9 protein-coding genes and 1 pseudogene are annotated in these 13,150 nt (G+C 42.6%); 3 read left to right on the plus strand and 7 right to left on the minus strand.

Features of this window, described 5'->3' with window-relative positions; translation table 11 throughout:
- Positions 1–52: 52 nt before the first annotated feature.
- The 6 genes and pseudogenes from LIN78_RS13400 to LIN78_RS13425 all read right to left on the minus strand — a co-directional run bounded on the left by LIN78_RS13400 (position 53) and on the right by LIN78_RS13425 (position 3,807).
- The gene (locus LIN78_RS13400) at positions 53–481 is read right to left on the minus strand and encodes a GNAT family N-acetyltransferase (protein WP_227181349.1); all 429 of its coding nucleotides are present in this window, start codon (positions 479–481) and stop codon (positions 53–55) included.
- 26 nt (positions 482–507) lie between these two features.
- Positions 508–1,011: an arsenate reductase ArsC gene (locus LIN78_RS13405; protein WP_227181350.1), complete on the minus strand. Its 504-nt coding sequence runs from the start codon at positions 1,009–1,011 to the stop codon at positions 508–510.
- Positions 1,012–1,034: 23 nt separating this feature from the next.
- Complete coding sequence (arsB, locus tag LIN78_RS13410) at positions 1,035–2,078, minus strand: ACR3 family arsenite efflux transporter (protein ID WP_227181351.1); 1,044 nt, start codon at positions 2,076–2,078, stop codon at positions 1,035–1,037.
- A gap of 39 nt (positions 2,079–2,117) precedes the next feature.
- Entirely contained in the window at positions 2,118–2,465 is a 348-nt protein-coding gene (locus tag LIN78_RS13415; RefSeq protein ID WP_373307760.1) for an ArsR/SmtB family transcription factor, read from the minus strand.
- A 52-nt stretch (positions 2,466–2,517) separates the two neighbouring features.
- Positions 2,518–2,802, minus strand: coding sequence for a LysR substrate-binding domain-containing protein (locus LIN78_RS13420; protein ID WP_227181352.1), 285 nt, complete (start codon positions 2,800–2,802; stop codon positions 2,518–2,520).
- Between the two features lie 73 nt (positions 2,803–2,875).
- Positions 2,876–3,807, minus strand: a pseudogene (locus LIN78_RS13425) (IS5 family transposase).
- 304 nt (positions 3,808–4,111) lie between these two features.
- Here LIN78_RS13425 and LIN78_RS13430 point away from each other — a divergent pair.
- Both LIN78_RS13430 and LIN78_RS13435 read left to right on the plus strand, forming a co-directional pair.
- Positions 4,112–7,234: a histidine kinase dimerization/phospho-acceptor domain-containing protein gene (locus LIN78_RS13430; RefSeq protein ID WP_227181353.1), complete on the plus strand. Its 3,123-nt coding sequence runs from the start codon at positions 4,112–4,114 to the stop codon at positions 7,232–7,234.
- A 1-nt stretch (position 7,235) separates the two neighbouring features.
- Positions 7,236–9,071: an EAL domain-containing protein gene (locus LIN78_RS13435; RefSeq protein ID WP_227181354.1), complete on the plus strand. Its 1,836-nt coding sequence runs from the start codon at positions 7,236–7,238 to the stop codon at positions 9,069–9,071.
- Positions 9,072–9,104: 33 nt separating this feature from the next.
- Here the strand turns inward: LIN78_RS13435 and LIN78_RS13440 are convergent, their stop codons facing one another.
- Entirely contained in the window at positions 9,105–10,256 is a 1,152-nt protein-coding gene (locus tag LIN78_RS13440) for a branched-chain amino acid ABC transporter substrate-binding protein (protein ID WP_227181355.1), read from the minus strand.
- Between the two features lie 473 nt (positions 10,257–10,729).
- Here LIN78_RS13440 and LIN78_RS13445 point away from each other — a divergent pair, with 473 nt between their 5' ends.
- A complete protein-coding gene (locus tag LIN78_RS13445) occupies positions 10,730–13,111 on the plus strand; it encodes a diguanylate cyclase (RefSeq protein ID WP_227181356.1) in 2,382 nt (793 codons plus the stop codon).
- Positions 13,112–13,150 lie beyond the last annotated feature (39 nt).

Here is a 13,150-nt window from a genome sequence, read left to right on the forward strand (position 1 = left end):
AATGCAAAAAAGGAAGCTCGCGCTTCCTTTTTTGTTGGGTAGCCTAACTTGCTCAAGATAATACTTTCTTAAGCAATCCTGCACTCGCTGGGCAGAGTTGCCTAAATTGCATTGTTTGCTGAATGCCAATGGGCGCATCACTTCGTTCTGCTAATTCGTAACCTTTATGAATGAAGTATTGGCTAGCGGTGTTGGTTAGCAAATAAAGCGCCTCAACGCCAAGCTCTACTGCAATTTGCTCTACTTTTTCTAACAGGCGACTAGCTAAATAAGTATTACGTAAACGCTCTGAAACGGCTAAAGACCTGACCAACGCAAAAGGCATCGCCATTTCTAGGCCAACCACGGCAATCAATTCTTCGTTTTCTTTAACACCATAGAAATGAGTCAGCATTTCCTCGCTAATATCGCTCGCATCTAGGCCGGATATTTGAAGCAAAGAGGCAACTTCAGTTAAGGTAAGAGATTGAATAATTTCCATGGTGTTTGATTTAGCATTAAGGTTTATTAAGCCGCTTCTACATCAAATTCAGCGACGCTTCTAACCGTTTCTTTAATACGTTCTGGGGCAAATGCATCTTCACCCAAGCTCATTAAGTAGGCTGTACGGCGTTGAATCTGTGCGAAAATTTTCTCAAATGATGCACGTAGCTCTTCTTCTGTTTCGCCATGTGGGTCTTCATAACCCCAGTGGGCAGAAGTAGGGTGGCCTGGCCAAATTGGGCAGACTTCATTTTTGGCATTGCCACAGACCGTAATGATCAAATCCATTTTTGGTGCGTCGTCCCCCCCAAATTCATCCCAAGATTTAGAGCGAAGTTGGGTGGTGTCATAGCCAATGGTATCTAGCATAGCAATAGCGTGAGGGTTAACACGGCCAGAAGGCTTGCTACCCGCGCTAAAACAACGGAAGCGGCCATTGCCCATCGTGGCGAGCACACCTTCACTCATCACACTTCTTGCCGAGTTGGCGGTACATAAAAACAATACATTATAGATTGGGTTAGACATGTGATTCTCCAATATAGTCTGGCTTATTTGCAGCCTTGCTCATACCAAGGTTTAGATGCATTGACTACTTTTACTACCAATAGCATCACAGGAACCTCAATCAACACGCCCACCACTGTGGCAAGCGCTGCGCCAGAATGAAAGCCAAATAAACTAATGGCGGCCGCCACGGCCAATTCAAAAAAGTTAGATGCGCCAATTAGTGCAGAAGGGCAGGCAACATTATGTTTTTCGCCCAACTTCCGGTTTAACCAATACGCAAGGCCAGAGTTAAACACCACTTGAATCAAGATGGGCACCGCTAACAAAGCAATAATTAGCGGCTGCTTAATAATCTGTTCTCCTTGGAAGGCAAACAACAGCACTAATGTGGCTAGCAGTGCGGTGATAGACCACGGCGCTATACGCTGCATGGCTACTTCAAATGCCTCATTTCCGCGTGACATTAATTTCTTACGCCAAATTTGCGCCAAGATGACAGGGATAATAATGTACAAAACGACCGAGGTAATTAAGGTGGCCCAAGGCACGGTAATTGAAGAAATACCGAGTAATAAACCCACAATTGGTGCGAAAGCAACCACCATAATGGCATCGTTTAACGCTACTTGAGATAACGTAAATAATGGATCTCCGTTGGTTAGCCGGCTCCAGACAAACACCATGGCCGTACAAGGTGCGGCAGCGAGTAAAATTAACCCAGCAATGTAGCTATCTAGTTGATCTGCAGGTAAAAGGTGTGCAAATAAGGTACGCACAAACAGCCAGCCAAGCAACGCCATCGAAAATGGTTTAACCAGCCAGTTTACAAACAAGGTAACGCCAATTCCTTTAACGTGTTGGCGAACTTCATGAATGGTAGAAAAGTCTACTTTTACCAACATCGGGATAATCATTACCCAAATGAGTAAGCCTACTGGTAGATTGACCTTTGCTATCTCCATCGCGCCAATTTGCTGGAAAAGGCTTGGCAAAAATTGACCTAGCAAAATGCCCAGTACAATACATAAAAATACCCAAACAGTTAGGTATCTTTCAAAAAAGCTCATCGGTGTTGGTTTGTTCATTTTGATATTTCAACAAAAATTAAAATGACGAATAAAATCTCAGCATTTTGAGAAAGATGTCTCGCAACATGCAGAAGATTCGGTGGTAGATGTTTCAGAACTATTGCTGCAGCAAGCTTCTGTTAAGTAAGAAATCACAGATTGCATGAGCGCCAAGTTTGCACGGTAGCGAAGGAAACGGCCTTCTTGCTCAACAGAAACCAGCCCCGCCTGCGTGAGTGATTTCAAATGAAACGAAAGGTTTGTCGCTGGCAAATCTAATTGGTTAGCAATTTCACCTGCTACAAGGCCATTTGGTGCAAAGCTAACTAATAATCGAAACACGTCTAGACGAATGCCAGAAGAGAGAGATTCAAAAATTTGCGTGGCAGTGCGTTGTTCCATCATGGCTTTATTTCAAGAATTATTGAAATGATCATAGCTGAGAATTAGCGTTTGATCAATCTGCAGACGGTGACGGTTTTGTGACAGCATTGGGGCCAAATGTTTCAATGGCGAAGGCAATAAAGGCACTTAACTTTGGCGTCATCCGTCTATCTTTGGCGTAGATTAGATGAAATTGTCTAACCGGTAATGGAAAGTCAGGCAGAACTTCAACTAATCTGCCAGAGGCAATATCTTCTGCGAGTAATTCTAACGGTTGTAAAATTAAACCTAGCCCATTTCTTGCTGCCGTTAATAATGCCTCACCATTATCAATCATCAATTGCCCAGAGACTGGCACAACGATTTCGCCTTCTACCGGCTTTGTTGCACAAATGAATTAACAGTCGAACTACCCCAATCCCCAGACGGACTTATCCCATGCGTACCGTCTGTGGCGTGCCCAACGCAGTAAAGCGATTTAAAATCGCTGCACAGATTTGAAGCTCGACAACCTGCCTGTCAAAGTATCGTGACTTGACCCGATCAGCTAGTAATTTGAAACAGTGCATTTTCGTTTCAACCAAACTTCATCGATGGTAGCCACTCCACTTTTTCCAAAGCGTTCTCCCCAACCGTCTCAGCGAGCGTAGCGACTCATTCCTGGCACTGTTACCTAGTGAGGACTTTTTCCAAGGCTGATCGTTTCGCCGTGGTGGAACAATGGCGGCGGCACCGCGTTCGGTAATTGCCTCATAACATGAGCGTGTATCGTAAGCGCCGTCTGCCGTTACGGTTTGCAACGCCACTGTCGTAGGGATTTGTGAGAGCAACTCTGGCAACATCATTGCGTCACCGGTACGATTGTCAGTGACTTCCATCGCACGTATTTCCAGGGTTTCTGCATCTATGCCTAAATGGAGCTTGCGCCACTGACGGCGGTAATCCGCACCATGCTTTTTTACCTTCCACTCACCTTCACCCATCATTTTGATACCTGTGCTATCCACTAACAGATGCAGATCACCTTGTTTCTTCTGCACAGGAATGCGTACAAGCAGGTATTTCTGGCGACGGGAGAGCGTACTGAAATCTGGCACCGACCAGTCCAATCCTGCTAAGCGTAGGATGCTTTCTACCATGCCAGTTGCTTGCCGTAGTGCCAGTCCAAACAGGCATTTGATGGTGAGACAGATTGAATCGCGGCATCAGAGAATGTTTGCTGTCGCCCCCGTTTACCAGTAGCAGGGGCTAACCAGTCCATCCCCTTATCGAGCCAGAGTAGTATCTGTCCGCGTTGCTTTAATGACTGGTTGTATGCCCGCCAGTTGGTGGTCCGGTACTTGGTAGAATGGTGCTTACTCATGCCAGCATTCTACCAAAATGGCTTAGGTGCTGATTTGTGCAACAAAGCCTAGCTTCACCCAACTGTTAAGGAAGTACCAAATCCTTCAATAGCTCTCTCGCTTTTACTGGCCATTTTTCTTTTTTTTCTCTTCAATTTATTATGTTATCAATTCTTATTCATTTAACATGTGAACAGGGTTGCGATTGTCTCTAATTTTCAGTAGTTTCTAGATAATACATCCTGCTTCATCGATCAAATTTAATATTCAGTAAGCAACATTTGTACAGGGTAATTTTAATCATCCACTCACCCCTTTAGATGCATGAATATTCCTTACCAGCCGCTAGAAAAAACAACGCATAAGCTATTGCTCACCGCCATTTTGGCTGTGTTATATGCATTATTAGGTGCCTTAGGATTAGCCTTGGCACTTGGGCCAAAATTAGTGACTGCGATTTGGCCGCCGTCTGGTTTGGCCTTGGCTGCGTTTATTCTTTTTCGTTGGCAATCTATCCCCGGTGTACTGATAGGCAGCATGTGGTTAAACGTTAACTATATGCATGGCATGGGGATGGTGGGTTCTACTGCTTGGCAGGGCGCTTTTTTTATGGCAGCTGGTTCTGCTTTGCAAGCCTGCATCGCTGGGCTTGCTACTTCTAAACTCATCCACCAAGTGGTTGTTAGTCATCTCCTGAAGCGTTCTTTTCTATTTGTTGTCACGATCATAGTGTGCAGCCTAATTGCACCGAGCATCGGTACATTTGGCTTAATAAAAGCAGGTGTACTCAACCCTGCGGATCTATCTTATTTTTGGTATGTGTGGTGGGGTGGGGATTGCGCGGGTATTTTGGTATTTTCCCCCTTCATTTTATGGCTAGTCAGCCCTGATTTCCGAAAATCAAATAGTGAATGGCTTTCTTTCCTGATTATGTCGGTTGGTTTTGGTTTAACGACCATGGCAGTGCTGGTGGTGGGTAGTTTGGAAAGAGAGAAGTGGGTGCAGTCTTTTCAATCTCGCAGCCAATTGCTTGCCGCTACACTACAAAACCATATTGATTTGGTTTCTAAAGACCTGCAGTCCTTCCAATTATTGTTTTATAAAGCCGACATTCAAAATGAAGATTTTGTTCGTGTGGCGCAGCAATTAAAAAACAAGTCTCCCTTTGTGACAGGGTTTTATTATTTACCGCGCGTTTCTGAAGATCAGCAGCCTAATTTTGAAGATACTGTGCTGGGTGGGAAAGGGATAACAGAACGAAATCTGGATGAAGCAATTTTGCCTGTGACCCCTCGGCTGGAGTACTTCCCATTACAGGTGAGTTATCCGCCGGTGGCAAACCGATTTAAAGGGGTTGATGAATCGGTCGATTGGTACAGAAATAAGGCGTTTGAATACGCAAGACGGACGGGCAAGATTGGATTAACGAATCTTGTGCCATCTCATCATCTATTTATTGATAGAAGCGCTGCTACTCAGCAAGTAATGATTGCCTATATTCCTATCTTCTTTAATTCGATAAATGGAGATAACACGCCTTATTCAAATAATATTTTAGGAATGGTGGCGGCGGAAATTCGCCCGGATAAATTGCTGGATGAAGCATTAGAACTAACTCCAATTGATGCAGAGGTGGTGTTTGGGGATGTGGAAGCGCCAAGAACATCTATTATTGCTAGGCAGCTATTAGCTGACCCCGCGGCTGATGTGTTTGTAAAGAAAAATGGTGTTTATGCAAAACAAACCTTCTCTTTTGCTAACCAGCGCTGGAGCTTGGTCACTACACCGCGTGATACAGTGGTTAGCCATTTTAGCCTGTTGCAGGCAGGTATCTTGGCGTTTGGGGTGACCTTCTCGCTATTACTAGCGAGTTATATCTTCCTTAAGCGGGCAAGAGAGCGTGATTTATTGGTTATTAATGAAAGTCTTGAAAATCTGGTAGAAGAGCGCACGGCTAGTTTGGCGAATGCCAATGTTCAATTAAAAAATGAAATTGATAGCGTGAAGTTGCTAACAGCAGAGTTAGAGGTAGCAAGAGAGCATGCAGATTCTGCAAATCATGCGAAGTCGATCTTCCTCGCTAACATGAGCCACGAAATTCGGACGCCGTTAAATTCGGTGATTGGCTATACACAGCTTTTACTAGAAGATAAGTCGGTTAACCCAACGGTAAAAAATAAGCTAGAAACCATCTTAATTGCAGGGCAACGGTTGCTTCGGCTGATTAACGATATTCTAGATATTAGCAAAATTGAATCTGGCAAAATCCAGTTGAAGTATTCCTCTTTTCATTTAAAAGAAGAATTACTCGAAACCATTGCATTATTCCAAGATAAAGCCGCCAAAAAAGACCTGCAATTAGCGAGTGTCATTCATTTACCGAGTGATTTGACGGTGATTACAGACAAAACCAAGCTTAGCCAAATTGTGAGTAATCTACTGAGTAATGCGGTGAAGTATACCGATGAGGGTGGTATCCATTGTAGTGCCTACATGGATGAATCCGCTTTGGTTATCTTGGTGAAAGATACCGGGCCTGGGCTTTCTCCTGAAATGCAAGCACATTTATTTATGCCGTTTGTTCAAGGACTAGAAGGACTGAACAAAGGAGGCACAGGGCTTGGTTTATCGCTAAGTCGTGAGTTTGCTCACGCGTTGGGTGGAGAATTGGTACTAGAAAATTTACCTGTTGGTGGGCTCATTGCGAAATTAACCTTGCCCTTAGTGAACTTGCAAGTACAACAAGTTAGCCAATCTGCCGGCATACAGTCTCCACTTCTTTTGCAGCAAAACATGCAGCTAAAGCCACAAACAAGTTGCCATGCTTTGGTGGTGGATGATGATGTACAAAGCTTAGATATTTTAAATGCGTTGCTGACCGCTTGTGGTTGTAACACTTATGTTGCAAAGCATGGTTTAGAAGCGTTAGATCAATTAGCAAATCATCCGATTGATATCATCTTTTCAGACATCCGTATGCCAGAAATGGATGGCGTGACGATGATTCAACAGATTCGTAAAGACGCTAAATGGTCGGATATTCCGGCTATTGCCGTGACGGCATCTAGCTTATTAGCCGAGCATGAGTTTTTTATTCGACAAGGCTATAACGAGTTTGTCGGCAAGCCTTATGAATTTAAAACCATTTTAGCTTTACTATTAAAGTACCAATCTGATAAGTTTGAATTAGTCGATCATGCGGCAACGAACCCACTGCAAAATGATCCATTAACGAACGTTCAGTTGGCGCAATTGCAGTTATTATTACAAGCGGCCGTATCAGAAGAGTATTCTAGTATTAGCAAGCAAATGAAGGATATTCGAATTAAATTTGAAGGTCATTCGTTCTTGGCTGAGATAGAAAAAGCATACAATGCATTAGATTTTGCCTTAATTAAAACATTAGTAAATGATGTAATTACACAGTCAACGAAGATGGATAACTAGAATGGATAATCCACATACCCAAAAGCCTAGAGTGTTGCTGGTTGATGATACACCGCAAAACTTGCACCTTTTAGGTGAGATGCTTTCTTCTTTAGATATTGAAATCTTTGTGGCTAGTGATGGGCAGAAATGCCTAGATATTGCTGCAACTCATCATCCTGTGTTGATTTTGCTTGATGTCATGATGCCAAACATGGATGGTTTTGAGGTATGTCGGCGTTTAAAAGCGAACCCTGATACCGCTTCTATCCCTGTGATTTTTGTAACGGCAAAAACAGAAGATGTCGCAATTGGCTTTTCTGTTGGCGGGGCAGATTACATTACCAAGCCTGTTCGGCAAGAAGAGGTGTTGGCAAGAGTGTCTTACCAGCTAGACATGTACTTTTTGCAAAACAAGCTAACACTTGCCAATGCCAATTTAGAGGAAAAAGTGAGAGAACGCACGGCTGAACTCACTTTACTCAACTTTCAGTTGCGAGAAGAAATTAACGAAAGGCGCTATCTGCAAGATAGGCTTAGCTACTTGGCTAGCCATGATTTTGTGACGAAAGCGCACAATGTGAGCGCGTTAAATAGCCACTGCAGCCATTTATTAGCCAAGGTGCAATTAAATCCGCAAATCGCTGCAGATTTTATCTTGCTGGATATTTCGCAGTTTAAATCGCTTAGCGAATCTTTTGGTTATGTCGCGGGGGATGAGGTCTTACGCCAATTTACCGATTTAGTCTCTGCCCAGTTAGACAAAGGAGATTTCTTCGCCAGAATTGGTGGGGATAAGTTTGGGATAGTTAGGGAAAGTTTTGTTGGCGATGGCTCGACAGTCTCTTCTGAAGTCTTTTTAAAAGGGCTGATAGAAACGATCAATGAGCATAAGTTCATTTGGAATAGCTACGTTATCAAGTTGCAGATTTCCAGTGCCATTGTTGGTTTTAGTACGGAGATTTTCTCATTTGATCATCTGATGCTGATTGCGGATGAAGTACTATTTGAGTGTAAGCGAGAAAAATCTGGTGTTTTAGTCTATACCCCAAAATCGAATGATGATGCGCAACATCGGCACCACTATGATTGGGCGGTTACAATATTAGATGCGCTAGAACATGATCACTTCCGAGTGTATTTTCAGTGTCAATATCCTGTCAATGCCACACAAGCCAAATTACGTTTTGAGACGTTGGTTCGGATGTGGGATAACAAAAATAACAGCTTAATTTTACCAGGTAACTTTATTAAATCTGCTGAACGCTTTATGCTGATTAGTGAATTAGACCGCTGGATGATTAAGCATGTGTTTGAATTCTTTAATACGCATAGAGAGTTGATTCCTTCGATCGATAAAGTCTCCATCAATCTATCGGCGGTTTCTCTAAGAGAACCGCATCTTTGTGACTTTATTCTGAATCTTTTATTGTCTTACGATTTACCTGGCAGCATGTTTTGCTTTGAAATTACCGAGACAGAAGCCATTATCAATATTGCGAAAGCAAGAGGCTTAATGGAAAGGTTAAAAGAAGCCGGTTGTTACTTTGCATTAGATGATTTTGGTAGTGGTTTTGCGTCTTTCTCTTACCTGAAAGACTTGCCGTTTGACTATATTAAAATTGATGGGGTGTTTATTCGTGAAATGGATACCGACCCAACTCAATTGGCGTTGGTTAAATCGATGGTGGAAATGGCTCATCGCTTAGATAAGCCAGTGGTGGCTGAATATGTAGAGAACACAACTGTGTTAGATCGTTTGTCTCAGTTAAATGTGGAGTGGGCACAAGGGTTTGCTTTACACAAACCAGAAGAGCTCACTGTTTTGGCGATCAATAACAAAATGGCGTCTTCGTAAGTTTGTGTAAGGCATTATTTAACGTAGAGCGTTTTATTCGCTTCTTTTAATCGCGAGTGTATTCCATACTCCATGTTTAAATTGAAATACGCTTGCAGCCGCATGGTTAAGGTCACCCTTTGCATCAAATGAAATTTTGCCTGTGATTCCTTCAAACTGTATTGCGTGTAACGCTGGCAAGTATTGCTTTGGATTGGAGGAATTAGCTTGTTTCATCGCTGTGATGGCAGTCCAAGTGGCATCGTAGGCAAATGGTGAAAATTGCAGTACGCCATGACCAAACTTCGCCTTTAGCTTCTTATCAAAAGTAGCGCCTTTAGGCATGTATGATAGTGGTAATCCATAATTTAGCGCATAAACCCCTTCCGCTGCATGCCCTGACAACTTAACAAAGTTTTCGTTGGGTAAGTCACCAATATTTAAGAATGCCGCCTTTAAACCAAGATTACGAATCTGCTTTGCCATGGGGGCTGCTTGGTAATCTAGCCCAGCAAAAAAGATAAGATCTACTTTGGCTGCTTTACAACGTGTCAGTAAAGCGCTGAAGTCTGTTGCCTTATCGTTTGTAAACTCTCTAACGGCAATGTTTCCTTTGGACTTACCAATAAATTGCGCTACCGCATCGGCAAGCCCTTGCCCGTAAGCGGTTCTATCGTCGATCACCGCAATTTTTTTGGCTTTTAGATCTTTAACGATAAAACTTCCCGCATAACGTCCGAGGGTTGCATCACTATTTAAAACTCTAAAGACGCTTTTAAATCCTTGGTTTGTTAAGGTTGGGTTGGTTGCAGAGGGCGATATCTGCGGAATGCCCGCACCTGCGTATAAACGAGAGGCGGGGATACTGGTACCAGAATTGTAATGGCCGATGACTACACTCACTTTTGCATCGATTAAACGCTGTGCCACCGTCGTCGCAGTTTTTGGGTCTGCAGCGTCGTCTTCTGCGATTAGTTTAAATTCGGTAACTTTTCCATCTAGTTTTATCTTCTGTGCATTTGCTTCTTCAATAGCAAGCATGACGCCATGCATTACATCTTCGCCATTCGGGGCGGAAGGGCCTGTTAGTGGGGCTGCAAAACCAATTTTGACGACGTTTATTGGCGCTGCGTAAGCAAGAGACCCAAGGCTAGTAAAGCAAAATGTAACTAGCAAACAGGGTAATTTTTTTAATGAGGGGGACATTGATCATTCCTTGTTTTACTTTTTTTGGGGCTAGCGAGTGTAAAGCATTTGTTTTTGCCTTGATTTAAAGATAGTTGAAAAAAAGACCTCTACCAATACAAGTCTTCTTATCTATCATGAATGTGACGATATTCACTTGTTGCGTACGCCATAATCAAAAGGATATTTTTACTAAGGTTCTCAGCGTTGACTAAGAGATGGAGCGCGCTAAGTTTCGTGGGATCGAAACATATCATCATTACAGACGTTACTTTTATGTATAAATGACTTTGCATTCACCTTAAAAATTTATCCAACTTCCTTAAAATTAACAAAGATTTAGAAATAGTTGTGTAGTGTTCTGTTATGCTAAGTTTGCGTAATAATGCACACAAATTTTCAATCGATGTTGATAAGACATTGTGCAATTTTCCGTAAACTAACAAAAGCACAAAATAAACGACACCTCGACTACTTTCTATTGGTCTAACGATATGCCTAGAAGATTACACACCTTTCGAATTCGCTTGACGCTGATCATTGGTGGTCTTTCTATCTTAACAAGTATCTTGCTGGTGACACTCCTTAGTAATTTTGCTAAACAACAAGTCGTTCGTGATAGCGGTCATACTCTAGAAGGTATGGCAAATTCGGTTTCGTATGCCATTACCGAAAATTTACGTGAACGAGCGCGGGAAGTTTTTTTACTGAGCAAAAGTAACTTATTGCGTGAAAATGAACTGACTTCGCCTAATGTAAAAGAAAGACTAGGCATCATTAAAAGCACCTACCGCTTTTATGAATGGGTTGGGGTGACGGATATCAATGGCAACGTTTTGTCTGCTGCCAACGGGTTATTAGAAGGCAAAAGTGTGGCTGAACGGCCTTGGTTTAAAGCTGCCAAAACGCATCCCTATATTGGAGATGTTCACAAAGCTGTTTTACTCGCGAAATTACTCAATAAACCAAACACTGGTGAACCGCTCCGCTTTATTGATTTTGCTGCACCAATTAATCATCCTAACGGATCATTAAAAGGGGTGATTGGTGTGCACGCAGATTGGTCTTGGATTGGGTCTATTATTCAGGGGGCCATTGGTGCAGAAGCGAAAGCGAAAGATATTTCTATTCTTATTACAAACGCAGATGGTGAAATTTTGTACCCATTTGCTGCAATTGGTAAAGAAACCTTGCCTGCCTGGGTGAAAAGTCCAAACCGGATTAAGACTACCTACCAAGCTGATAATCAAACGTATTTATTGAGCCAAATTCCAATTAATACACTGAATGCTAGCAACTTAAGTTGGCGCGTTATTGTCCGTCAGCCCTTAGCAAAGGCGACAGAATCGATTACACAACTTAACCAACTGTTAATTATTGCAGGGATTCTCTCAACGCTCATCTTTATGGCGGTGATTTATCATTTTGTCTCACGCATTTCTAGGCCGTTAGAAAAACTGGCTGAAGCAGCCTTAGAAATAGGCAGCGGCAATGAAACCCCCCGTTTTGATATGCTAACCAAAACACTGGAAGTAGCTCATTTAGCCTCTGCGCTTCAAAATATGTCTGATTCTTTGCTAACAAAACAGCATGAGTTGGAAGCTAGCTACCATTCCTTAGAAATTAAGGTAGCCGAGCGAACGAAAGAATTAGCAGATCTCTATCATCTTGCTCCTGTTGGCTACCACACCCTAGACAGTAAGGGGTTAATCACCAAAATCAACGATCGAGAACTCAAGTTATTAGGATATGAACGTCATGAGGTTGAAGGGGTAAAGCCGTTTTCTGCGTTCATTCACCCCGCTAAGTTAGCAGAGTTCACGGATAAATTAGCTGTGTTAGAGGCAAAATTGGCGGTTGCCCCATTTGATACGCAATTAGTTGATCATCATGGGATCGTGCATACGGTGCAGATTAGTGCTAATGCAGTATTTGATGAAAATGATGAATTGCTCGAGATTCATTCTGCTGTAATGGATGTGAGTGAAATTAAATCATTAGAAAAAGAACTCCGTAATCAAGAGGCACTTAGCCAAGCGATTGTTCATACCACTGGTGTTGGTGTGTTGCTATATCAAGAGAATGGAACGTGTATTCTAGCCAACGAAGCTGCCGCGATGATGGTGGGGGCTACTCGCGAAGGCTTGTTGACGCAGAATTTCCATCAAATTAAATCGTGGAAAGAAACAGAGCTTTACACGCGTTCGTTAAAGGCTTTAGAAGGTGAGCCAAGCCAGTTTACTCTCAGTGTGCAAACCACATTTGGCAAACAAGTGGATGCATTAGCTAGTGTCATGTCTTTGCACCATCATTCAGATACCTTGTTACTGGTTGTTTTAAAAGACGTATCCGAATTAATGAAGGCGAATCGCGAACTAACCTTGCTAGCACGTAGAGATGCTTTAACCGGTATTCCAAATCGCTTAGCGTTAAACGAAAGAGTACGAGAAGAGTTCCTTCGCATGAAGAGAACCGGTATTCGATACTGTGTGTTGCTGTCGGATGTCGATTTCTTTAAGAAAATAAATGACACCTACGGTCATGAAACAGGTGATGAAGTATTAAGAAGAATAGGGCAATTATTAAAGCAGTCTGTCAGAGAGTCTGACTTTGTGGCGAGATACGGCGGAGAAGAGTTTGTTATTCTTCTGCCTGATACCGCAACGAATGAAGCTTACCTGTTTGCTGAAAAACTACGTTTAGCAATCGCCAAGGCTGAAATGCCGGGGGCAGGTAAAGTGACTATGAGTTTTGGTTTAGTCACCGCTGATTTATCGAATGAAAATGAATATTTTGCATTGGGTCGGGCGGATGAGGCGTTGTATGAAGCCAAAGCGGGTGGTCGTAATAAAGTGGTGATTGGCCAATCTACTTAATATTCTCCAAAAAAATGGCCTTATTTAACCAATAAACAG

The sequence above is a fragment of the Leeia speluncae genome, assembly GCF_020564625.1.
GTDB lineage: Bacteria > Pseudomonadota > Gammaproteobacteria > Burkholderiales > Leeiaceae > Leeia > Leeia speluncae.

Bases quoted from the DNA above. Each gene is read 5' to 3' on its own strand.
- LIN78_RS13400 (WP_227181349.1), bottom strand. From the start codon at position 481: ATGGAAATTATTCAATCTCTTACCTTAACTGAAGTTGCCTCTTTGCTT.
- LIN78_RS13405 (WP_227181350.1), bottom strand. From the start codon at position 1,011: ATGTCTAACCCAATCTATAATGTATTGTTTTTATGTACCGCCAACTCG.
- arsB (WP_227181351.1), bottom strand. From the start codon at position 2,078: ATGAACAAACCAACACCGATGAGCTTTTTTGAAAGATACCTAACTGTT.
- LIN78_RS13415 (WP_373307760.1), bottom strand. From the start codon at position 2,465: ATGATGGAACAACGCACTGCCACGCAAATTTTTGAATCTCTCTCTTCT.
- LIN78_RS13430 (WP_227181353.1), top strand. From the start codon at position 4,112: ATGAATATTCCTTACCAGCCGCTAGAAAAAACAACGCATAAGCTATTG.
- LIN78_RS13435 (WP_227181354.1), top strand. From the start codon at position 7,236: ATGGATAATCCACATACCCAAAAGCCTAGAGTGTTGCTGGTTGATGAT.
- LIN78_RS13440 (WP_227181355.1), bottom strand. From the start codon at position 10,256: ATGTCCCCCTCATTAAAAAAATTACCCTGTTTGCTAGTTACATTTTGC.
- LIN78_RS13445 (WP_227181356.1), top strand. From the start codon at position 10,730: ATGCCTAGAAGATTACACACCTTTCGAATTCGCTTGACGCTGATCATT.